Origin of the sequence: Bradyrhizobium sp. sBnM-33, from assembly GCF_032917945.1 — a bacterium.
Classification (GTDB): Bacteria; Pseudomonadota; Alphaproteobacteria; order Rhizobiales; family Xanthobacteraceae; genus Bradyrhizobium.
The window spans coordinates 2,603,202-2,627,377 of sequence record NZ_CP136624.1 but is presented as its reverse complement, the minus strand read 5'-3'; the positions used below and the strand labels follow the sequence as shown (position 1 = coordinate 2,627,377).

General features: G+C 60.0%; 10 protein-coding genes and 7 pseudogenes. 8 read left to right on the top strand and 9 right to left on the bottom strand.

Annotated features, from left to right (window positions below; genetic code table 11):
• Positions 1-286: 286 nt before the first annotated feature.
• Together RX328_RS12065 and RX328_RS12060 are read left to right on the top strand one after the other, a co-directional pair.
• Positions 287-1,571: pseudogene (locus tag RX328_RS12065) on the top strand (IS256 family transposase).
• Between the two features lie 750 nt (positions 1,572-2,321).
• Entirely contained in the window at positions 2,322-2,462 is a 141-nt protein-coding gene (locus RX328_RS12060; protein WP_213256461.1) for a hypothetical protein, read from the top strand.
• A 196-nt stretch (positions 2,463-2,658) separates the two neighbouring features.
• Here RX328_RS12060 and RX328_RS12055 read toward each other — a convergent pair.
• Positions 2,659-3,696, bottom strand: a pseudogene (locus RX328_RS12055) (IS256 family transposase); the annotation flags it as partial.
• 305 nt (positions 3,697-4,001) lie between these two features.
• Between RX328_RS12055 and RX328_RS12050 the strand changes: the two are divergent.
• The 6 genes and pseudogenes from RX328_RS12050 to istB all read left to right on the top strand — a co-directional run bounded on the left by RX328_RS12050 (position 4,002) and on the right by istB (position 11,981).
• Positions 4,002-5,087, top strand: a complete 1,086-nt coding sequence (locus tag RX328_RS12050) for an HlyD family secretion protein (RefSeq protein WP_213256459.1) — start codon at positions 4,002-4,004, stop codon at positions 5,085-5,087.
• A 32-nt stretch (positions 5,088-5,119) separates the two neighbouring features.
• Positions 5,120-7,273, top strand: a complete 2,154-nt coding sequence (locus RX328_RS12045) for a peptidase domain-containing ABC transporter (protein WP_213256457.1) — start codon at positions 5,120-5,122, stop codon at positions 7,271-7,273.
• Between the two features lie 80 nt (positions 7,274-7,353).
• On the top strand, positions 7,354-7,791 hold the full coding sequence (locus RX328_RS12040; RefSeq protein ID WP_213256455.1) for a hypothetical protein: 438 nt from the start codon (positions 7,354-7,356) through the stop codon (positions 7,789-7,791).
• A 371-nt stretch (positions 7,792-8,162) separates the two neighbouring features.
• Positions 8,163-8,687 (top strand): annotated as a pseudogene (locus RX328_RS12035) (MFS transporter); the annotation flags it as partial.
• A 767-nt stretch (positions 8,688-9,454) separates the two neighbouring features.
• Complete coding sequence (gene istA / locus RX328_RS12030; RefSeq protein WP_249727217.1) at positions 9,455-11,215, top strand: IS21 family transposase; 1,761 nt, start codon at positions 9,455-9,457, stop codon at positions 11,213-11,215.
• Positions 11,216-11,217: 2 nt separating this feature from the next.
• Positions 11,218-11,981: pseudogene (istB, locus tag RX328_RS12025) on the top strand (IS21-like element helper ATPase IstB).
• A gap of 563 nt (positions 11,982-12,544) precedes the next feature.
• Here istB and RX328_RS12020 read toward each other — a convergent pair.
• The 8 genes and pseudogenes from RX328_RS12020 to RX328_RS11985 form a co-directional block, all read right to left on the bottom strand.
• A complete protein-coding gene (locus RX328_RS12020; RefSeq protein ID WP_213256451.1) occupies positions 12,545-13,846 on the bottom strand; it encodes an FAD-dependent oxidoreductase in 1,302 nt (433 codons plus the stop codon).
• An 82-nt stretch (positions 13,847-13,928) separates the two neighbouring features.
• A pseudogene (locus tag RX328_RS12015) lies at positions 13,929-14,337 on the bottom strand (electron transfer flavoprotein subunit alpha); the annotation flags it as partial.
• Positions 14,338-14,354: 17 nt separating this feature from the next.
• On the bottom strand, positions 14,355-15,197 hold the full coding sequence (locus RX328_RS12010) for an electron transfer flavoprotein subunit beta/FixA family protein (protein WP_057853273.1): 843 nt from the start codon (positions 15,195-15,197) through the stop codon (positions 14,355-14,357).
• Positions 15,198-15,962: 765 nt separating this feature from the next.
• Complete coding sequence (nifA, locus tag RX328_RS12005; protein ID WP_213256449.1) at positions 15,963-17,786, bottom strand: nif-specific transcriptional activator NifA; 1,824 nt, start codon at positions 17,784-17,786, stop codon at positions 15,963-15,965.
• 230 nt (positions 17,787-18,016) lie between these two features.
• On the bottom strand, positions 18,017-18,796 hold the full coding sequence (locus RX328_RS12000) for an SDR family NAD(P)-dependent oxidoreductase (protein ID WP_409410910.1): 780 nt from the start codon (positions 18,794-18,796) through the stop codon (positions 18,017-18,019).
• A 726-nt stretch (positions 18,797-19,522) separates the two neighbouring features.
• Positions 19,523-21,295, bottom strand: a complete 1,773-nt coding sequence (locus RX328_RS11995) for an NEL-type E3 ubiquitin ligase domain-containing protein (RefSeq protein WP_213256445.1) — start codon at positions 21,293-21,295, stop codon at positions 19,523-19,525.
• Between the two features lie 436 nt (positions 21,296-21,731).
• Positions 21,732-21,974, bottom strand: a pseudogene (locus tag RX328_RS11990) (IS66 family transposase); the annotation flags it as partial.
• Between the two features lie 115 nt (positions 21,975-22,089).
• Positions 22,090-23,420, bottom strand: a pseudogene (locus tag RX328_RS11985) (IS1182 family transposase).
• Positions 23,421-24,176 lie beyond the last annotated feature (756 nt).

Genomic DNA, 24,176 nt, shown 5'->3' with positions numbered 1-24,176 from the left:
CTCGTGGACTGCGCCTTCCTCAGCTCAGTAAACGTACCATTGGTAGGCACATCACCAATTACCGACGTTCGGCGGGGCATTCTGGGCAGGCGCCCTGATAGGATAGAGCACATCACCAAGATCTCGGCATTAGCCTAGTGTGGTGAGATATGCCAGGCGGTTGATTGTCAGAAGCGATGGCGAGAGCGGAGCTATCGCTGAAAGTTGGTGACGGCGGGAATCGGGAAGGCGGCATATCGTGGGGGTGCTTGACGCCTCCACTTCTCCACCGAAGGAGCGATATGCCGTGTCCAAGGATAACATCATCAAGCTGATTCAGCCAGGAAACGTCGACGATCAACTCACCGAAATCTTGCGCAATGGGGCGCGTGCTCTGTTGGCCCAGGCGGTCGAGGCCGAGGTCGCGGACTTTCTCGGCAAGCATGCCGATTTGAAGACTGCGGATGGCCACCAGCGCGTCGTGCGCCACGGTCACCTGCCGGAACGCGAGGTGATGACCGGTATCGGTCCGGTCGCCGTCCGCCAGCCGCGTGTACGCGATCGCGAGGCGGACGCTACCGACCCCGACCGCATCCGGTTCTCTCCGTCGATCCTGCCGCCCTACATGCGCCGCTCGAAATCGATCGAGACGCTTCTGCCGATCCTTTACCTGAAGGGTATCTCCACCGGCGACTTCTCCGAGGCTCTGGCGGCGCTGCTCGGCAAGGATGCTGCCGGGTTGTCGGCATCCGCCATCGGCCGCCTGAAGGACGGTTGGCTTGACGAACACACCGCGTGGCAGAGGCGCGATCTGTCGGTGAAGCGCTACGTCTACATCTGGGCCGATGGCATCCATCTCCAGGCACGCCTCGAAGACGAAAAGCAGTGCATCCTGGTGCTGATCGGCGCGACGCCGGAAGGCCGCAAGGAACTGGTCGGCTTCACCGATGGTGCCCGCGAGAGCGCGCAGGACTGGCGCGATCTGCTGCTCGACCTGAAGCGGCGCGGGCTCGACGTGCCGCCGCAGCTCGCCATCGCCGATGGCGCGCTCGGGTTCTGGAAGGCCGCCGGTGAGGTCTGGCCGAGAACGCGCGAGCAGCGCTGCTGGGTGCACAAGACCGCCAACGTGATCGCCAAGTTGCCGAAGAGCCAGCAGCCGAAGGCCAAACGCGCGTTGCAGGAGATCTGGATGGCCGAAACCAAGGCCGCCGCCGAGCTGGCGTTCGACGCCTTCATCGAGAGCTACACGCCCAAATACGAGAAGGCGGCCGACTGCTTGAGTAAGGACCGGGACACGCTACTGGCGTTCTACGACTTCCCGGCCGAGCACTGGAAGCAACTGCGGACGACCAATCCCATTGAAAGCACCTTCGCTACCGTGCGCCACCGCACGATCCGATCGAAGGGTTGCCCTGTCCAACAGGACGGCGCTCGCGATGGTCTTCAAACTGCTTGAGGCCGCGCAGAAAAGCTGGCGTCGTCTCGATGGCCACAACCAGTTGCCAAAACTCGTTCTCGGTGTGACATTCAACGACGGGATCGAGGTCATCGCCAAGCCGACTGACCGTCAGCCCATAACCGCCGCCGCCTGACCGGCCAGGCCGTCACCAAAATTTAGCGATAGCTCGCGAGAGCGCGCCCGCTGCTGGTATCCTAAGACGCCAGACAGTCTACAAATCTGGATTCTATTGTCAGGGGCAGAGAGATTAATGAAACGCCTCTTGACCTATGTCGTGTTCGCGCCTGTTCGATTTGTCGCGTTCGCAACAGTGATGTTCGAGCGGTCTGCCGCACACGCCCATTTAAGTACTTGAAAGAGCGTGCAGATTTTTTTTGCCGTTCCTGCGAAGGTTGGCACGAGACTTGAACTTCCCACGCCGCCTGTCAGCATTTGCTGACCGGCCACACTGACTGATCTTGAAAAGGAGAACACATTGAGAAGCGATATGTCAGCTTATGCTGTGACCGAGCTGACCCCTGAAGAAGCATTTGCGGCTTCGGGAGGCCAAGCCTGCGACGTCTGCGACGTCGTTATCGTGGACTTCCCCGATGGCAGCTTTGACATTATCGTCGACTGCCCGGCACCGGTAGCGTAAGAGTGCCTACGAGCCTGTCTACGACGCGGATAACCTATCCGCGGCGCTAGGCAGGCTCTCTTATGCATTCCGTCGTGCGGCACGAACGATTTTCGCTCGCTAGCAGACGTTTAGAATTTCCGTTCAACGTCTCAGTCGCGGCCGCAGCCGGGCGCAATCACACAATTCTTCCTCTCTCTTTTCGGGCTGCCGAACAATCGGCAGACCGGCACCACCTAGTATTCCACATCTGGACGAGGAACAATAATGAAGGCCGATATGTCAGCGCATGATGTAACCGAAGCTGAAGAAGCAGCCGCAACTTCTGGAGGGTGGGTTCTCGAATTACTTGCAGCGGTTGTTGCAACAATGTTCGCAGCTGTAACTGCATGGGAGATAATGCGTTAGTGGCGGCTTTCGGGTCTGAGAACAATGGGTGGCGCACACTCCCCGTGCGTCGCTCATTAGTCGTTTGGAAGCGCTAATCATCATAAAAGCCGTGACACAACTATTATGACTGATGTCTTACTGCCTCCGGAGGTGCCGTCCGGGAAGTGGTGGGAATTTGGCGTGGCGCATTCTCCGGGAACATGAAGGTATCGTTTCAGGCGGCGAGGTCAATCGGCTGATTGCCAGGCTTTGCGGCGAGCGTCTGCCATCCATCGACCTTGCGCATATTGATCTGTCCGGAGGCGAGCAGCGCCCAGAACAGCATGGCTGCGGTGTCTGCTGACGGCAGCACGGTTTGCGTCTTGATCCTTCGCTTGAACTCTTCGTGCAGCCGTTCGATTGCATTGGTGGTGCGCACGCTGCGCCATTGGCTCGGCGGCAAACGCGTGAAGGTGAACAAGCGTTCTCCTGCCTCCTCCAGGCTGTCGGCGACGGCGCGATGCTTGAGCCTCCATTTGTGGATGAAGGCTTTGCGGCGCGCCTCGATCTCCTCAGGCGTCGTCGCGTAGATCATGTCGTTGTAATCCGCAGTGATCTCGTCATGCAGCCGCTCGGGGGCATGTGCGAACAGGTTCCTGTGCTTGTGGACCGTGCAGCGCTGGACCGGCACGCCGTCCCAGACGGAGGCGATGGCCTTGTCGAGCCCCGGCGCGCCATCGACGATGAGGAATTCCGGACGCCGCAGCCCGCGATTGATGAGGTCAGCGAGGACAGTGCGCCAGGCCTCGGCGCTCTCGCCGCCCATGCTCTTGATCGCGAGCAGCACCTTCTGGCCGTCCTCGCGCACGCCGAGAACGACCAGCAGCGAGATGGAGGTCGCCTTGCGGTCGAGCCGCACGCGCACCACGGTGCCGTCGAGGATCAGGCGCACGATCGGCTCCCCGGTCAGCGAGCGGGTGTGCCAGGCGTCCCAGTCGCTCTTCACCTTGCGCCAGGTCCGGCTCACCGTGTCCTTGCCGACCGTCCCGCCGAACAAGGCCGCGAGCGCACGGCGCACCCGCCGCGTGTTGGTGCCGGCGAGATACGTGCTCGCGATCAGCGCGTCGGCGGCGAGTGTGCGGCGCTGATAGGCCCGCAGCGTCTGGCTCTTCCATTCGGTCGTCTTGCCATCGGCAGTGGTCAGACGGGCGCGCGGCACCGCGATCTCGATCGGTCCGAACGTGCCGGTCAGCGATCGCGTCCGGCTGCCGTGGCTCCCCGCGGAGCAGTTCTTCGATGAACTCACGCGATCGCGCCCGCACTTCGGCCTCAAGCGGATCAAACCAGTTGTCGAAAAGATCGCCGGCCATATCGGCCGCAGACTGCAAAGAATCAGGCTTCGTGGTAATGCTCGTCATGGCGTGGTCTCCAGTCCGACGCTTCAACGCCGGATGATTCGAGGTTGATCACCCCGGAGACTACGCCACACTCAATTCCTACCAACCCCGCGACGGCACCCCTCCGGAAATGGTCAGCTACACTGCAGAGAGCATCCTGTCGCGAGAGTCAGGACGATCTTTGGCGATCTACAAGATCATTGTGTTGTCTGTCGTTGGGGCGTTGGTGTCGCTGCCAGTCATCACCGTGACGCTGTCTGTTCAAAGTGCCGGCACCATTCGTCCCGTCATCGAGAAGACTCCTCTGATCGCGCCCGTGTCCGGACGCATCTCTCGTGTTCTTGCCTTTGAGAACGATCTCGTTGCACAAGGCCGAGAAATCCTCGCTCTCGATGATAAGGTCATTGAGGAAAAGATCGGTGCGCTTTCAGGCGAAATCCGTGTGAAGAGCGATCGTGCCACTGACCTCCAGACCCTTATCTCTTCCGGCGCGCAGGCGGATGCCCCCATCCGCCTCCGGACCGAGTCCGCCACGGCCGAGCGGCTGCATTTTCTCAACTTGTTGCGGGAGAACCAATATGCCCGCAGCAATGCCGCATTAGAATTCAAACGTGCTCAGCGTCTCGTCTCGGTTGCTGCAGCACCCGCAAAGACGATCGACGAAACGGCTTTCGCTCTCCAGAGCCTCGAGGTGAAAGGCGAGATCCTCGCCTCGAGCAAATCCGCCGAATGGAATCAGCAGTTTTTCGATACTAACCTCCGCCTCCAGGAACTCACAGCCAGCTTGCATCAACTCGAGAACGAACGCGATCTGACCCGCATTCGCGCTCCCGTATCAGGCGCTCTCGAGCAATTCACCGGCCTCACCCCCGGCAGCTACGTCCAGGCGGGGCAAACTGTCGGTTGGGTCTCGCCCGACCGCGAACTGGTGGCGGAAATCTACGTTTCGCCCAAAGACATCAGCTTCGTGCAACCGGGCCAGGCGGTGCGGCTCCAGGTCGATGCATTCAACTACAATCAATGGGGTGTGATCGACGCGACAGTACTAGACGTGGCGCATGATTTCACCCTGCAGGACAAGAACCCGGTCTTCAAGGTCCGCTGCGCGCTCTCTCGCAGTTACCTCGAACTCACAAACGGGATCATTGGTCATCTGAGGAAAGGCATGACCGTGCGAGCCCGCTTCCTCGTGGCGGAGCGCACTCTCCTGCAGCTCCTCTACAGCGAGATCGACGAATGGCTCAACCCGCTCCTGGCGGCTCGCTAATTATCTATTTTCCAAAGAGCGAGTGAGCCGCCATGTCGGGTCAGATCATCAAATTCAAGCAGCGCGACATCACCGATTGCGGGGCTGCCAGCCTTGCTTCCGTTGCAGCCTTCTATGGTTACAAGTTGCCATTGTCTCGCATCCGCCAGTATGCTTCGACCGACCGATCGGGCACCACGGTCTCGGGTCTCCTGCAAGCGGCTCAAAAGCTGGGCTTCATTGCCAAGGGCGTCAAGGGTGGCTTCGACAGCTTGTACAAGATCCCCAAGCCCGCCATCGCGCATGTGATCGTCAAGGAAGTCCTGCACCACTTCGTAGTCGTCCAGGCGATCGATGCGAGGTGGGTCACCGTCATGGACCCGGCGTATGGCGAAATCCGCAAGCTGTCGCATGAAGAATTCAAGAGGCAATGGACTGGCGTCCTGGTGCTCCTGGTTCCGGCAGACACCTTCAAGCGCCGCGACGAGACCACCTCACCTCTTCTCCGCTTCGCCCGACTGCTTGCGTCACACAAAGCGGCGCTGACGCAGGCTCTCGTCGGCGCACTGGTAACAACCCTTCTTGGCCTCTCGACGGCCATTTATGTCCAGAAGATCGTCGATCACGTGATCACAGCGGGCAACCGCAATTTGCTAAATCTAATGAGCGTCGCGATGCTGCTGATCCTGGTGCCACAGATCTTAATCAATGTCCTCAGAAACCGGCTAGTCCTGCAGACAGGGCAGAAGATCGATGTCTGCTTGATCCTCGGCTACTACAATCACATCCTAAGCTTACCACAAAAGTTCTTCGATAGCATGCGCATGGGAGAAATCGTCTCCCGGATGAACGACGCGGTGAAAATCAGGAGCTTCCTGAACGATGTCTCCATCACCATTTTCGTCAATGTGCTAGTGATACTGTTCTCCTTCGGGCTGATGTTCATCTACTCGTGGAAGATCGCTGTGGTCGTGGCTATCTCCATCCCACTATACGTCTTAATCTATTGGACCATTAACCGGCTGAATAGGAAGCGCCAGCGCGCGATCATGGAGAATGCCGCCGATCTGGAAGCGCAATTGGTTGAATCGCTCGGAGCTGTTTCCACGATCAAGACATTCGGTGTGGAGAGCTTCGCTTGCCTTAGGATGGAAACTCGCTTCGTCAAGACCCTGCACTCGGTCTACAGCTCCGGCCTCATCTCGATCGTCGGAGACAATGCCTCGAGTTTCCTCTCAACTCTGTTCACAATCGTGCTAATGTGGTTTGGTACGACGCTTGTTCTGGATCAGGCCGTCACTCCGGGTGAATTACTCTCCTGCTACGCGCTGCTCGGCTATATCACCCGGCCTGTCGCCAACCTGATCCAAACCAACAGAATCGTTCAGGACGCCTTTATCGCCGCGGATCGCCTGTTCGAGATCTTCGACCTTGAGCCCGCACGCGGCGGCGGCATTGATGCCACCAAATCAGAGCTTGGTGATATCCGCCTGGAGAACGTCACGTTCCGCCATGGCGCACAGCCGAAGCTCTTTCAAGATCTCAGCGTCACCTTTCGTCGAGGCGAAATGACGGCCGTGGTGGGAGAAAGCGGCTCGGGCAAGAGCTCCCTTGCAGCGCTGCTGCAGAACGTCTACCCCCTCGAGAGTGGGCGCATTCGGATCGGGCCGTATGACCTCAAAGACCTCTCGACCGTATCCCTGCGTAAGGTTATTGCTGCAGTACCGCAAACGACGGACGTGTTCTCAGGCTCGGTGATCGAGAACATCGCGCTTGGCGAGTTCGAGCCGGAGATCGACAGGATCATGAAAATCTGCGATCACACCGGGCTGCGGGAGGTGATCGAGCATTGGTCCGGAGGCTTCCAGGCCTATCTGGGCGAAAACGGCGTACGGCTCTCTGGCGGCGAGAAGCAGCGTCTTTCGCTGGCCCGAGCTCTGTACCGGGATCCGGAGATCCTGATCCTTGACGAGCCGACCTCCTCTCTCGACTCCGTTGCCGAAGCCACTGTTCACCGGCTGATTGAGGATTTGCGCCGTGCCGGGAAGACCATCGTGGTCATCTCTCACCGACTCAGCACCATCTGTGGTGCCGACAAGATCGTCGTCTTAGATAAGGGGCGGATCGTTGCGGAGGGCAGGCATACTGATCTGCTGGGAGAAGGCGCTTACGCTCGCTTGTGGTGGACGCAAACCGGAGGCAGCTAAAGTTGTCGATGATGGCTGATCGGCAGAATGAACACACCATGTAATCGAACCCACACTCGCTTCGTACTAGAAAGCATCAAATGAAGAAACACGCTCTGCTCATTGCGCTTAGCGCCACCATTGCATCTCCGGCATTTGGCTGGGAAATCCACCAGTTCAAAAGCCGCCCGGAACGCACCGAGATCTTAGCAGAACTGCGCAGCGTTGGCGCGACGCTGTACGTCGGTTGCATCAACGGCGAGGCAAGGCCTGTCCTGGAGTTCGACATGCGCATTGGCTCGGCAGGGATTGACGTGAGCTACAGGCTAGACGATGGTCCGATAATACGGCGCAATGCTGGGGTAAGCCAGGACGGTCGCTATCTCTGGATTTGGCAATTGGACGCCAATGAAGCAGTCGAGCGCTTACGGAACGCAAGGCGACTTAGGGTCAGCCTACGCGACATCACGGTCGATTTTGACCTAAGCAAGGGACATCGTGAGCTACCTAAGTTCAGGTGCGCGCCCTTTCCTGTCTGAACACTCAAGCTCTGCGAATGTGGGCGACCTTAATCGGAGTAATGTTTTGAAGAGTTCAAATGGAGGAAACATGACGAGCTCGACCACGCGAATTCCACCGCGGCGTCGGGCTCCTTCATCGTGGCATCATCCTCTTCTCGCTTGCGATGGGCGGGTTTGCGATCGGACCCACCGACTTCGCACCTTGCGTTCGGAGAACGAGGCTTTGAGGCACAACAAGGGCATCATCTAATTCGAGAACGATAGCCTGCGCCGTCAGCTCGCCAAGGCGAACGCCGACCGCGACGACCTGAAGCGCAGGAGCGAGGCGATCAAGGGCCTGCTCGATCAGACCGGCGCGTCGCTGATGCACGGACCGGAGAGTTTAGGCGCCCACATTCGGCAAGAACGTGTTGAAAGCTGTCCTTACAAGACTCGCTCTTGGTGGCGCTTTTGGTCGCCGTGACGAACTTTATATGGAATCCAATGAGGGCGTCGCCGTCTCTGACCGAATCGGCCGCAAGTCCGGTTCTGCTAGCCATTGCCGGCCTTGCGTTAGTGACCGCTTATCCGGCATAGCACTGGCTGGTAAGCGCCCCTACGTTCGGCGAGATGCTCGTGCCGGCGATGATGTTCTCGTTTCTACTTCGGCATCTATAGCGGCACTATGCTGGGCGCTCCGGTCGAGATCGTGCCGAAGCATATGGGCACAACCTGCTTCTCCCTGGCCTTCACGCTCGCGTCCGCCTTGTTCGGCACCTTTACGCCACTGGCCTCGAATTGGCTGATCAACGGACCGATGACAAGGCTTACTCGCTTTTGGTTGATGTTCGCAGCCGTCCTCGGCATCATCGCGGCACTCACCGTCTATCCGGGTCCCTCAAGCCATCGAGAGTTGCGAAGCCGTCGCTGCCTGAGCGGCCCAACAGCGTTTTAGGCGTGCAAGCCACACCGCACTGGCCAGCGGTCCGAATCGCTGACCGGGCGGAGCATCGAGCTTCGGTGACATCGTGTGCTCCTTGTTCGGTGCCCCTGCCAGCATTCGTTGCCGGCAAAGGGCGGGAGTACGGCCGGACTACTTCATTAACGAAAGGTGCGCCTCGACAACGAGGGCTGTGTCCGATCTAGCTCTTTCACATGATCAGTAGTGATCTGCGCCTCCACCAGAACGATCACAAGAGTGGGTCCGCCAGATGATAAGCGTTTCCGCTATGCTCGCTTGATCCAGAGTCGAAATGAGAAAAACTCCGTCGCTCTGCATCTATGATCATCGAAGTGTAAAGTGCTCTAACCGCGCCGTATTCAGGTTAGAGGGCTTAAGATCATGGAGCTTCTTTCAGCTCGGCCAAATCTCAACCTCGCCTGCTTATTGAAGAGCCACGGCCATGCCAACAATGCCGAGCACGGTGGTTGTGATGGCAGCTGAACAGGCAAACATATTCGTAGCTGTTCGCTCCTCTTCGCTTCCCATTCAAGCGACGATGAATTGCCCGATCATACGCTCCAGCAATTCAGCAGAACAGCCAAACAGCTCCCGAATAACCCCGACGGTCGGTCAAAATCCCCCGGGTGAGGTCACCTCAAACTCCCCCACCTGATTCCGCCTGGCTGGGCGGCTGATCGGCCGCAAAGCGCGTAGCAGGACGTTTATTTTCGCCCCCTTTAGGGAAGAGGGGACCGGGAGTTGAACGTCTTGAAGCCGCATCTGCAAAGCACCGTATTTACGTTACTTGAGCGCCAGACGAGCCAACGAGAGATCCAGCGGCTGACGGGGATCGACCGCAAGACGATCCGGCGCTACCAGGCGATTTTCGTGTCCCGGCGAGCGGCGAAGGCAAATTCCCCCGGGGTGACCGCCGGCTCCGAGGCCGCGGATGGCCAAACTCCCCCACCTCCGCGACCGCCGGCTATCGGCATGAAGGTGGCCGCCAAGACGTTTGATTTCGCCCGCTCAGCCTGTGAACCGCATCGGGAATGGATCGAGCAGCAGGTCCGTCTGAAGCGCAATGCGCAGGCGATCTACCAGGATCTGGTTGATCAGCTCGGCTTCACTGCCAGCTACGAGAGCGTCAAGCGTTTCGTGCGCGCCTTGCGCCACATCGATCCCAAACAGTTTGACCGTCTCGAGTTTGCCCCCGGCGAGGAAGCCCAGGTCGATTATGGCGAAGGCGCGCTGACCCGTGATCCGAAGAGCGGTCGTTACCGCCGGCCGCGCCTGTTCGTGATGACCCTGCGCTACTCGCGGCGTAGCTTCCGGCGGGTGGTCTGGAAGTCGAGCCAGCAGATCTGGGCACAGCTCCACGAAGGGGCTTTTCGATATTTTGGCGGCGCCGTCGGCTATGTCGTGCTCGATAATCTGAAGGAAGGCGTCGTCACGCCCGACCTTTACGAGCCCGAGCTCAACCGGCTCTACGGCGCGGTGCTCGCGCATTACGGCGTCGTCGCCGATCCGGCACGGGTGCGGGACCCGAACCGCAAGGGGACCGTGGAGAACGCGATCCAGCACACCCAGGGCACCGCGCTCGCCGGGCGGCGCTTCGAGTCACTCGAGGCTCAGAACAGCTTTCTGGAGCACTGGGAGACGAACTGGGCTTCCAAGCGCATCCATGGCAGCATGAGGCGTCAGGTCGAGGCCATGTTCCAGGAGGAGAAGCCGCATCTGCGGCCATTGCCCGCGACCGGCTTCCGTTACTTCTCCGAGCTCGTGCGTACCGTCTACGACGACACCACCGTGCGGGTGGATCACAGCGACTATGCCGCGCGCCCCGCGCCGATCGGCAGCCAGGTCGTGGTACGCCTTTACGAGACCACGATCGAGATCCGCGACCGCAGCACCCAGGCGCTGCTGCGCGTTCATGCCCGCGCCGCACGGCCGGGTTCGCTCAAACTGCCGCACAACGAGCGCCCGTTCAATCCATCTCGTCAGACCGCCTTCCTGCTGGCAAGCGCCGGCGACATCGGACCGCAAGCGAAGGCGCTCTGTCAGCACCTGTTCGACACCGAAGGTCGCGTTGGACAACGCGCGATGTGGGGCATTGTCGGACTTGCGAAGAAGTATCCCGCCCGGCTCGTCGAGCAAGCCTGCGATCACGCGATGCGTCATCACATCCATCGCTACAAACAGGTGCGCGCCATCCTTGAGCGATTGTTCGAGCGGGCGCTCGAGCGCGTCGATCAGGCACCACAACTCACGCTGTCTCTGACGCAGGATCATCCACTGATCCGTCCCGCAGACGAATACGGCGAACTCTTTCGCCTCGGCGCCCAGAACCGTGCCAGCATCGAGCGCCGGCCTGGCAACAACGGCAATGATCAGCCCGCACCAAACCGCGCTCGCGTCGTCTCCGCAATCCCGGCCAGCTCCGACGACGCGAGCGCTCCCGCCGCGACCTTGATTGCCGATCAACTCTGCCTTTCAACTTCCACAGGAGATCATTCGGAATGACCATGACCTTGCCAGAAATCCATCGCTGCCTACGACAGTTGCGGTTGTCGGGCATACGCGACACTCTCGAGACCCGCGTCCTGCAGGCCCAGGGCGCCAGCCAACCGTTCCTCGAGACCTTCTGCCTGCTCCTGCAGGACGAACTCGATCGTCGTCAGTCCCGTCTCATCGCTCGCCGCTACCAGCAATCCGGGCTTGAAGAGAAGCTCACGCTCGCGGAGTTCGACTGGTCTTTCAATCCCAAACTGCCGCGTCAGGCCTGCTTCCAGCTGCATGCGCTGAAGTTTGTCGCGGTCGGTGAAAACGCTCTGTTCATTGGCAAGCCCGGCACCGGAAAATCGCACGTGGCCAAGGCCGTCGCCTACCAGGCCATCCTGCAAGGCCACAAGGTCCAGTATCTTGAGGCCGATGACTTCTTCAACCGTTACGCCCTCAGCCCGCCGCTCAGCGCGAAGCTCGACTGCGGAGCATCTCTGACTGCGATCTGCTTGTGCTTGACGATCTGTTCCTCGCTCGCACCATCCCCGACGAAGCCGGCACTTTGCTGCAGACTCTGATCCATCAACGCTACAAGTTGCACCGCAGCGTCATCGTCACGTCCAATCGCGTCGTGCAGGATTGGGGCGCTTATCTCCGCGACAACACCATGAGCACGACGATCCTTGACCGCCTCATGCACCATTGTCATCTGCTTGAGTTCGACGGCCGCAGCTACCGCCTCAAGGAAGCCGCCGAAGCCCTTGCACGCAAAACCCAGTCAACCTAAAAGCCTCTTGTCCTGCTCCACAAGTGGGGGAGTTTGCGCGACCACAGGTGGGGGAATTTGAAGTGACCGTCCGGGAATAAGGACATTGACCATATCTGGCGAAGACTTGGGCTAAACATCTTTTTAGCTTCACCAGCCGAAACGGCGCAACGGAGGGAGCGGGATTGGAGTGCGCCGGCCAGATGGATCGAACCAATGAAGGTCCTTGTTAGGCGCCATAGCAGCTGCCCAATCGTCACCGAAACTTGAATAGCTCGCCATAGCCGCCGTGTCGCTGGGCTCCATTCGATGTCACGGGCGGCTCGCTGATGAGCCAGCCGGGCCGCATTCGACGCGACCGTCAACGGTAGTCTCGGCATGGTGTTCGACTCGTAGTGGCGCGGCAACAGCTTTCAGCAGGAGCGACTAACTGCAGTAACGGGCTCTCGTCGGGCCGCCCCTTGATGTAGGCAGGTGGGACGTCGGCCAAATAACGGGCTATAGAACAGCTAGTCCTTTACGCGCATCGAATGCTCGAAGTTCACATTTCTGGCTCCCATGTTTTCGCTTGAGCTAGTGCTGATTCAGCGCCAGGCGCGCGGTAAGCGGAAGCCATTGCCGAAGATTCCGGTCCATGACCACACATCGCCAAAGGATTTTGAGTCCGACTGCTCCTCCCCCGCCTTTGGCCTGCCACCGATGCGCGCGAAGTTCAGGATTGCCTTCGAGACGAGCTGCGGATGGGTGAGGAGAAAGTTGTCCGGCTGGGTGTGCATCAGCGCCGGCATATCCTTGTACTTTTTCAGATCCTCATACGACTCATTCAGCATCTTCTTGTATAGTGAGAAACTATTCGACGTGCTGCGACCGCCGCGCGACTTCACACGGAAGATCGCTTCCGCGGCAATTCGTCCAGAGATCATCGCAACGTTCAGAGGCCCACGATGGCTGGTATTATTGAGTTCGGCGGCATCCCCGACCACCACCCATCCCTTGCCGCGGAGCTGGGGTATGGTGTTGTAGCCGCGTTTCGCGATGAGGTGCGCGGAATATTCCTTGAGCTCTGAGCCGTTGATTAGCGGCACCACCGACGGATGACGCTTGAAGCGATTGAGTAGCCCGTAAGGCGTTTCGCCCGTTCGCTGGAGATCGGAGACGAGGCAGCCGATGCCGAGTGAGATGCACTCCCTATTCGCATAGATGAAACCCATGCCGGTCATGCCGCGCGAGATGGAGCCGGCGGCCTCGATCACGATCCCTTCGTCGCGCTTGAGATTGAAACGGGCTTCGATGGTCTCGCGCGGCAAAAGGTGCATTTCCTTGACCTGCAGCGCAACCTGGTCGGGCGTCGGCCGCTCGCGCAAGCCCGCACACGTCCCGAGCAAGCCATTGACGCCCTCGGCGAGCACAACTACATCGGCGTGGATTATGCCGTCCTGGCGGTCGGTACGCACACCAATGACGCGGCCGCGGCGGTTCTGCGCCAGCTCCGTAACTGTAGTCTGGTACAAGATGGTGGCGCCGGCCTCCCTCACCTTCCGGGAGAACCATTTATCGAATAGGGCGCGGATAACGATATACCGGTTCGGTCGCTCGTCGTTGCAGTCGTTGAAACGGTAGCGCAGTCCGACATGGGAGCGCCTATCCATTAACCAAAAGCGCTGCTCGACAAGGCGGCGCTCGAGCGGCGCGTCCTCGCGGAAATCGGGGGTCAGCTGTTCCACGATGTCCGCATCGAGGATGGCAGTCTGCACGTTCTTTGATCCGGAATATTCGCCGCGCTCGAGCTGCAGCACCTTCATGCCACGCTTGGCCATGGTCAGCGCCGCCGCGTTGCCGGCGATTCCGGCGCCAACCACGATGGCATCGAACCTCTCTTCGATCACGGGGCCTCTCTTTTGTTCAGTGGCGCATGTTCTCAAAATGTCCGCTCGCCTGCTACGCGGTCGCGTGAATGCGGCGACCGCCGGAGGCGGCGAGATCAAGGCCCAAGATCGTGGCTCCCAACAGCAGGATCTCCGGCTTGTGGGTGTTGACAAGATCGGCCAACGCCATGCTGTAGGACTGGTTGCGGTAATCTGCGAGCATGTTGTCGGCGACGAGATGGACAAGGTCCTCGGCGTAGGAGAAGAATTCGACCGCGGCGCTGCGTGTCGCCTCGCCCTCCGGACCGATCTCGACCGCCGCGAGAACAACCTCCAGTTTTTCGGCAAGCTTGCTGCTCTCCCCCATCAGCTTCCAGGAGATTGGATGCACCTCCCCGCGCTCCTGTTCGATGAAGACCAGACATGCTTGTCAGCGTTGAATGCCCCGGCAGCGCCTTCTTGGCGGCGTGCCGTTGCGCAGGCAACGCGGGAGCTCTTATCACGTCGCTCATCGCCAAGACCCTTCAGATCAGGCATCGCGGGCTAGCGCCGCAAGGTCGGTTTCAAGCTTGGGCTGGTGCTTGAAGATGGCGTCGATCAATGCTTGCGCCGGCTGCTCGGCGGCCTCTACCAGCACCGCCTTCTCAGCGCGCGCGGACGGCGCGAAGACACGCTTGACGATGGTCGGCGAGCCCTTGAGACCGCATTTGGAGATGTCCTCGACACCGGCCTCCTGCGCACTCCATTTCACGATCGGCGTCCGGGCGGCACGCAATGCATCGGCCATGGCGCCGCGGCGAATCTGGTTGGTTGCCTCCAGCATGGTGATGAGACACGGCAGCCTGGTGCGAAGGACCTGGACGCCACCTTCGGAGCGCCGTTCCGTTTCAATTGTGCGTGCGGTGAGATCCAGGGCCCTGATCTTTGCGACGTAGGTAAGCTGCAGCACACCGAGCCGCTTCGCGACGCCGGGCCCAACCTGCGCGGTGTCGCCGTCGATGGTCTGCTTACCGGTGAAGATGAGGTCCGGCGGGCCATATTCCTTGCCGATTTTGCGGATGGCGGTCGCCAGCGCGTAAGTCGTTGCCAGCGTATCGGCGCCCGCAAAGCAGCGGTCGGTGAGCAGTACGGCGCGATCGGCGCCAAAGGTCAGCGCTTTGCGTAATGAGTCCTCGGCTGATGACGGCCCCATTGTAAGGACGGTGATCTCGCCGCCGAACTTATCGCGCAGCTCCAACGCGGCCTCGAGCGCGAAGAGGTCGTATGGATTAATGATGGTCGGCACGCCCTGACGCATGATCGTGTTGGTCACGGGGTGCACGCGGATCTGCGCGGAGTCGGGAACCTGCTTGATGCAGACGACGTTGTGCATGTGCTTCTCCAGACGTTGCAACGGCTGGCGAAGAGAACAGCAAGTGTCGTACCATTGCGCGAATTTCAAAATCAGGTGGCAATACAATAGCTTTTGGGAAGCGTCATGTCACTGTAGCCTGACGTCCGCCGGCGGAATTGCGACATTCGTCGTGACTACGACAGCCCGGTTCGCGCGGCGTGATTTGTCGTTGATCTGGATCAAGGAGAGCGGCTCAAAACGGGATGCGCTTTGCTCGAGTCGATCCATACGGGATCCCGAGTCTCCGCAGCGGCCGCTGCGCTCACGAGAGAGCGTAAGCCCTGAGCCGACTTGCACTGGACGATGCTTCGCATCGCCAGGGGCAAGACCAGCGCCGCAATAAGCTTGCGGCGCCTGCGACCGCTTGGCACACGGCGGTCCCTTCGCGCGCAGGCCCGCATCGCGCAGCGGTCGCTGCATATGACGCCGGGCAAATTGAACGAGGTCGAACACCCGATGGTCTCGCTGACTATATCCGGCGTGAGCTAATGGTCGATGGCGACACGGCCAACGAATTCGCGATGACAGCGCCGCGTTCGCACGACCGTTTCGGGCATGGGACCGCCGGTGGTCGCGCGGGCTGATCTCGAGGATGACAAAATCGGGCCGACGCGGGGATCGCATCCGATCGTGATCGGGTCCAAGTCCGCGCCAAACCAACCAAGCCTCTATGTCTGTTTCTCCAGCTATTCGCCCCAACGGCGATGGTCACGGCCCCGACATACCCCAAGGCCGACACTCCTTTCACAAGCGCTTGATCTCGATGCCATATTTCCTCAGGGCGTAGCCAATCTGGCGCGGCGTAAGTCCAAGCAGGCGCGCCGCCTTTGCCTGCACCCAGCCGGATCTTTCCATGGCCGCGATGACACGCTCGCGATCTGTCATCTTAGCACCACCTACGAGGGCTGCGCCGACTGGCGCTAGCGGAGCCAGCTCGCTGCCGAAAGGCGAGAGCGATGTAGCAGCCTCGGCCGGCGATGTGGCCGGCTTGGCGGGCACTGGTACGATCGGCCGCGGCTGCAGCGCTATCTCGTCCGATCCGCTCTTCCACAGCATCGCGGAAAGGCACTGGCCGTGGCAGCAGGCAAAGTCGTCTCTCACGATCGATGGCCCCGGTGCCAGAGTCGCGGTCCGCTGCACGCAATTCTCAAGCTCGCGGACATTTCCCGGAAAACCGCAGTTCATCAGTACTTCAATCGCACTCGTATCGAAGGTGAGCGTACGGCCGTTCTCGCTGTTGAAATTCCTGAGAAACTTGGTGGCGAGGAGCGGGATATCACCGCGCCTTTCGCGCAACGGCGGCAGCAGCAAGGGAACCACGTTGATGCGATAATAGAGGTCGGCGCGGAACTCGTTCCTTGCCACCGCCTCTTCCAGGTTCTTATTCGTCGCGGCAATCACGCGAACATCGACCCTAATGGTCTGGTTGCCGCCGACGCGCTCGAATTCCTGCTCCTGCAGCACGCGCAGTAGCTTTGCCTGGAACGAGGCCGAGATCTCGCCGATCTCGTCCAGAAATAGCGTCCCCTTGTCGGCGAGCTCGAAGCGACCCTTGCGCGTACTGAACGCGCCGGTAAAGGCACCCTTCTCATGACCGAACAATTCGGATTCCAGTACCGTCTCAGTCAGCGCCGCGCAATTGAGTTTTATGAAGGGCCGCTTGGCGCGCGCCGACTGCTCGTGAATGGCCTTGGCGACCAGCTCCTTTCCGGTACCGGACTCGCCGCGCAACAGCATCGTGCTGTTTGATTTGGCTACGACCGCGATCTTCTCGAGCAGCTTGCGCAACGCCGGGCTGTCGCCAATAATCCCCTCGACATGAACCTTCTTGCGCTCCCGCGCAGGCTGCTTGAGCTCGGACAATTCCTTTTGCAGCCGGTCCTTCTCCGCCATCAATCGCTCGCGGTCACACGCGAACAGGCGATGGAGCTTCACTGTCTGCCCCACTAGATTGGCAATCATTGTGAGCAGCCGCACGTCGTAATCGAGCCGAACGCTCGACGCGTTGTCCAGGATGCGGTCGATCGTCAGCGTGCCCACGACATTCGCATCGATGCGAATGGGAACGCCGATGAACGACACTCGCATGTCGTCGGAGGCCCCGAGCACCTCCTTGTCCGCAGCACTAAAGGCCGGATGCACTGCTACGTTTTCGGCGACGAGCGGCTTGTCCGACGCCACGATCTCGTCGATTGCCTTCTGCGGCAGGCGCATCCGGTAGCGCTCGTCGCTGCCTTCGCTCCAGCCGGCGCCCACGGCAATATCCGGCACGCCATCATCGTGGAACAGAGAGACGATGCCGTGCCGCATCTGCACAAACGATTGCAGAAGATCGACGACGTTGGCCAGCGTGACTTCCAGCCGGCAGGGGGCGGTGAGTACTTTCGATATTTCGAAGATCCCGATAATCGCGCTCTCGTACAACGGCACATCAGGGACCGCGTCGTCCGTCTCGGAGTTTGAGTTAGGCCTTTCGCGTACGGAAGGGAGATGCAGCATGACGACGTCTCCGTTGTTATGACCATCCTCGCTGTCCTCCTGTTCGGATTTGCGAATATTGTGTTGCATGTCATCCTCGATCTCGCCGCCATTTTAGGATGACGCAAAAGATACCTTCTATTATGGCACAATGGTAAAACTTACAGCGCGTTGAGCGCGGCATGACGGTAAACTTACAGTGCTTTGACTTGCTTATTGTTCTCTGCTCTTCCGCACCTGTCGCTCGCATTCCGTGGGAACACGAATTCCATTGATGTAGATCAAATCAGCTGCGATTTGTTTGTTGCAGGTGCAGTCTATCACAGGTGTTGGCCGCCATTGATCGGCACCTCGGTGCCTGTGACATAACTTGCCGCATCCGAGCAAAGGAAGAAGATGACCTTCGCGACTTCTTCGGGTGTGCCAACTCGGCGCAGCGGAATATTTGGTACAAGGCGCGCTTCCGTGTTCGGCGACAAAATGTCTGTCTTGATCTCGCCGGGCGCGATCGCATTCACGCGAATGCCATGCGGTGCATAGTCGTGCGCCATCTCGCGCGTGAGACACGCGAGCGCAGCTTTCGATGTCGCATAGGCAGAGCCGGCAAACGGGTGCACCCGCGAGCCTGCGATTGAGGTCACGTTGACAATTGATCCGGTCGCTGCTTTCAGCTCATCAAACAGGCCTTGCGCGAGCAGGATCGGCGCCACCAGATTGAGGTGGAACACCCTCATCCAGGTTTCGACTGACGTCGTCAAGGACGTCAGCCGTGCGCCATTCGGCGTCTTCGGTGAAATGCCGGCATTGTTGACCAACGCGTGCAATGGCGCGCCCGCGAGGCGCTCCTTGACCTTGGCGATGGCGCGCGCCAGCATCCGATGGTTGCTGAGGTCGACTTGGACATGGTTGTCGGCTCCTGACTCCCACGGGCAGCGCCCGCCATCGAACGGTTGGCGCGCGCAAGAAATGATGCGCCAGCCCGCTTCCGAAAACAGCTTTCCGGTGGCATGACCAATGCCGCGCGACGCGCCGGTTAGCACCAACGTCTTCTGTTCTCCCTGCTGGATGCGGACTCTATCGGTGTGAAACGGACAGCCCACGTCGGTCGCGGACGGTGGACCGGCGACCGCTTCGTCGTTTCTCAGATCGAGACTCAAACGCGCCTCCCATTCTCTTGCCCTCGCCCGTGAACGCGGTGCAGGATTTGGGCCAGTGCGATGCAGAGGAAGCTCGCACGTTTTTGCGGCCCAATGTCGCGTTCGCAACAGCTTGTCGGGTTCCACACATCATGCGCGTTTGCTTTCGGACAGTAGCAAACGCTGGTGCACAAGCCGGTTTTCGAGTCTCGCATAACGTGCGCGGCACCCCCATTTGGCTCCGCTCTTGCTCCATGGCTCTACTGCGCGCTGGTTTATCGAAAAATATTTTCAATGCGGTCGGGCAAGGTCCGTCAGCTAAATTGCTGCGCATATCAGAACCGCCGGCGAATTCGCTTAGTTCGCTCTCACACCCTTCGATGCGCTGGAATGAGGTATTGCTGTTGAGCAATCCGCCCCTCCTCTACCGGCCACGTCATTCCAATTCATCATTTCGTGATCGAACTGGGTCTCACGACAGGTGGTAGCAAGCTCTCCCCTGCAGGCGTTTCTCGGCGGCCTATCGCCATCGCAGTCTTCTTGAGCGTGGCGATGGCTCACGGTCGGCTAGCTCGGCTTGCTGCTGCGGCGGCGGAGCTGCCAGGCAGGCACAGTTTCTCATCTCGATCGCGCAATCGACCGCGGCGACGGCCGAAACAGCGATTGACAGCCCTCGCATGAACGGCCGCTTCACAGCTCGAGGCCGCGATCCGCGAGCACCTTGTGCATTACCGCGCTCTTGATCTCGCGGGCGATCTCGTTGCGGATCTCGGCTCCGAGCACCCGCTCGGCATCGGCATCGTCTGTCAAGCCATTCTCGGCGAGCCGTCTATTCAGGCGGCTGTCGAACTCCTCTCCCATCGCATCGATGAGCCGCTCCTGCATCACCGCATGGTCACCGGGGGCGATGCGTCTCACCACGCTCTCCCAAGGTTGCCAGCGCCTTGCCAGATAGTCCCCGAATCCCGTCGCCTCCTGGTCCCGCACCGATGTCGCGGCCATGGCAACGTCGTCTTCTGTCACGTGAGAGATGTTCAAGAAGCGCATGTCTGGGGCGACGTGCCGCAGCTCCAGGGGGTCGCGCAGCTGGGTCTGGTAGGCAAGATAGACCTCGATGTCGTCGATGTCGGCGTCCGGGTCGGCACGGCGGAGCGAGTTGACCGTCTCGCGCGCGATCCCGTCCAGCGCCTCCAAGCGGAACATCACACGGCCGTGTTGGAGCAATTCGTCGAGCCGCCCGTCATAGGCTCCGTCCTCGACATCAGCGTTCAGGCGTGCGGTCTGCATGCCGTTCCAGGCCAAAGTGATGCGATCCTCGCAGCTGTCGCTCGCTCCTAAAGCCTGCTCGAAATAGTGCTCGCGCAATCGCGGCCTGGCCGCCGCTTGCCGCAGATCCTCGGCCACCGCCTGCCGGAACGCCTCGTTGCCATAGTTCACCGTGCCACGGAGCCTGTCGAGGAAGCGTGCGTAGTCCTGGGCACCTGGCTCTTCGGCGAAGCGCTGCCAGGCGGCCACCGTGCCAGTATCGCCCTCGAGCCAGTGCGCGACAACCTCGTGCAGAGGCCGCGGCTCGACTTCCACCGCTTCCTCGGCCATAGACAAAAAGATCTGCGGGCCGGCATAGTCCCCGGCATGCATGGCTGTCGCCAGGTTGGTCAGTATCCCCTCGGGCAGCGGATTATTATCCAGATCAACGCTGGACTCACGGCCCAGCTGCGTCAGCAGGGTCTCTGGCACGCTGGTCAGCTGGTTGTTGCTGGCGCCGAGCCATAGGAGCTCGGCGGGGACCATCTCGGGCAGGCTCGTCAGCTGGTTGTGGGTAACGCTGAGCCATTCGAGCTCGGCCGGGAGGGGCTCGGGCAGATTGGTCAGCTGATTGTAGTCGACGTTCAGGCGCTGGAGCCCGGCTGGAAGGTCGGGCAGACTGGTCAGCTGATTGTTGTCGACGTTCAGGCGCCGGAGCCCGGGCGGCAGGTCTGCGGGCAGGCTGGTCAGCCCGTTGCTGCTGGCGTAGAGCCGCCGGAGCCCGGCTGGAAGGTCGGGCAAGCTGGTCAGCCGATTGTTGCTGGCGTACAGCCGTTGGAGATCGGCTGGAAGGTCGGGCAGGCTGGTCAGCTGATTGTTGTCGACGTTCAGGCGCCGGAGCTCGGGCGGGAGGGGAGCGGACAAGGCGGTCAGGGACAGGGACGACAGATCCAGCGGCTCATCGACATCGCCTGCATCCCGCCAAGCCCTCGTTCGACTTACTGCCTCTTGCCGATCCTCGTCTTCGCCCTGCCCCTCTTCGGCAGCCCGGCCCACCAGGACCTGGTCCTGCGACGAGGCGGGGTCGGCGGCGGACGCCTCCGCCTCCGTCAAGGCTTCGACCCACTGCGCCGCGGCCGGGAACCCTGGTTCGGAGGTTTCGGATTCGGAAGTCTCGGAAGGAGTGCCAGCGCCAAGCTGGGCCCGTTCTGCATTCATCGATGCCGTCTCTTCGGTAGCCAAGTGAAGGGAATGCGCCGGAGCGGTGCTTCTCGAAGTCGGTAGCTCTCACCATGGATGGTGATCACCGACCGACGAAGCAGGCGATCACGGAGCGCGGTTAACACGCTGCGCCATTCGCCCACAGGGCAGTTGCAGCAAGACCAGTACGTCGGGACGGAATCTACGGTTAACGAAAGGGTTTAGGGTTGTTTCGTTAAAGCAATACATCCCCTTCTCCTCTGCAGCAGATCAAGCCGGACTTCTCAGTCCAGATAGACAGTATCTCAATGCTATAAGACTTAGCTGTCCATAAACTGACGAGTCTCGGAAGACTCATAATGCGTCGATGGAAGCCCATCGACGTCTCTCGAAGCTGCAGCGTCAGTGGGGTCCACTGAAGAAAAACTGGCGACGATCTGGCGTTCGGGACGCCTTTCGCGTAAAATCCGCGCACACTCGTCGTCTTGGCTACAGCCTGCTCCGCAGACAGCTCGTCTTCAGTGGCGCCAATTTCCAGCTCTTCGAAGGTCAGCGCGCCAACTGGGTCGATCAGCCGCGATGATCGCTCCGATCGATGGCCGTAGATCTGGCGCTGGAGCTTGGCGATCCTAAGCTTCTGCTGGGCGATCAGAGCTTCGTCTTCCGAGGCTTTTGCACGGGCAAACGCGAGCGGCGCCCAATACCTTCACCAGCATTCGAATATGACCTCAAAGCTAGGAGCCTGTCCCTATAATGGACTTAGGATTAAGCGAAGCGGGTTCTGAAGCTTTTTTTGGGGAGACAGGTTCTCCTCAGCGTGCGGCGGCGAGTTTTGCGAGGTTGTGGGCGATGCAGATCATGGCCCATTCGGCTTTGACCTTGTCGATGCTGCGCAGGAGGAACTGGCGGAAGCCTCTTGCCTGCTTGATCTGACCGAAGACGGGCTCGGCGATCTGTTTTCGCAATCGATATCGGCTTCGATAGCCTGCGCGCTTGAGCTTTGTGCTCATTCTGGCGACGAGCGTGCCGGATTTGAGCTTTCTTTTTGTCGTGGCCGCCTTGGTGCCGTGCTTTTGCCGTCCGGTGGCGACGTACCCTCGATCCGGCGTCGAATGAGCGTGCGAAGATTGGCTTGCGAGCAATAGCCTGCATCGGCCGACGCTTCATCCGGGTTCTTCCCGAGATTGGCTTTGATGGCATCGAGCAATGGCGCAAGCTGCGCCTGATCGCTTGGCGAGTTGGTCAGCGTGTGCGCCACGATGATCTGATGGGCGCCATCGACGGCGGCCTGTGCGTTGTAGCCCTGGATGAAGCCGTTTTTGGTCGGCATCACGCGGCTGTCGGGATCGGTGAAGTTGCGCTGCGCCTTGTCGCTCGGCTCTGCCGTGACGGGCTTGGACTTGCGTCCCGGCCGGCCCTTGCCGCCGTCGCCGGAGCGGTCGTCGCCCGGCTTCGAGGCCGCTTTGGCTTTGGCTTCAGCTTCCAGCGCAGCCTTGGCGGTCCGGATCTTCTCCAGCCGCTTCTCTTTGTTGGCCATCCACTCGGGCATTTCGTCGCCACGCTTCGAGGCTCCGAGCTGACGATCCTCAGCCTTGTCGGCTTGGGCGGCCTGGGCCAGCCAGCCCTCGACCTCCGCCGCAAGCCTCGGCTCGGCCTCTTTCATCCGGCCATAGCTCATCGCCTTGTTGATCCCGGCATTGGCCTTGATCTTGGTGCCGTCGAGCGCCACGTGGCCAAGCTTCACGAGCCCCGCCGCGCGACACAGCGCAAGAACCTGCCGGAACAATCCGGAGAGCGCAGCCAAATGCCGCTTGCGGAACTCGCTGATCGTGCGGAAGTCCGGACGCTGCATCCCCGTTACAGCCGCAAAATCCAGCCGCTCCTCGCAGCCCCGTGCGATCTTGCGCGACGAGTAGATCCCCTGGCTGTACGCATAAAGCAGCAGCGCTACCATCATGCCAGGATGATAGGGCGGAAAGCCGCGCTCCTCGTCGTAGACATCCATGATCCGCGACAGGTCCAAGCCGGTGCGAACCGTGTCCCGCACAAAGTGGGCCGTGTGCCCGGAAGGCACCAAATCCTGGATCGATGGCGGCAGCAGCCAAACCTGATCAACGTCCCAAGGACGAAATGTCTTGCTCATCCACCGTTTGAATCACGACGCTTGTTCTTCGTCGAGAAAAATCCGATTACTCGGACAGGCTCCTAGACTTAAAGTTCACATCCTCAGAAAGACGACCGAACTTCACAAAGCGGCCGCCACCGAAGGGATACATCGAGCGCGACGAGCAGATTTAGAAGATCGAGGCCCTGAACGCATGATCCGGACTTATCCGGCGTTGATGCATTCCATCAAAACAATCGATTTTACCAAGTGGAAGAAACGGATAGCAAGAAATCAACTGGAGGAATTGAATTCAGGCATCCAAAATGGCTATCGATCTTCACCATGGCTCTGAGAAGATTTCTCAGGTGCAGGGGCGAGCATCAACCGAGGCGCATGCCCATTGCGGCCACCTTCTCCGGCGGCCGCGCAAGCTGCACCGCGCCGGCTCAACGCTACAAGCGTCCCCCCGCGTCGCGTAAGCGCTTACCAACGATAAACCTCCGTATAGCTTTTCTAACATTTTTTGTATCACCCGCCTATCTACGTACAATTGAACCAACTCTCGACTTCGCCTTTGCTTTGCGAGCAATCGGGAGCTGCCGATTGCAGGCGCAAATGCTTCTGCGATCCGGCCAAATGGATCGAATTCCATAGCTCTCAGATCATGCAGAAGATGCAGGCGAAAGTCCTCCTCATGTCACGATGCTGCGCACGCGGTCACATATGGAACAGCACGGCTGCCGTTATTTCTTTCAACCAGACAAAGGGAGGTCTCGGGCGGCCGCTCGCTTT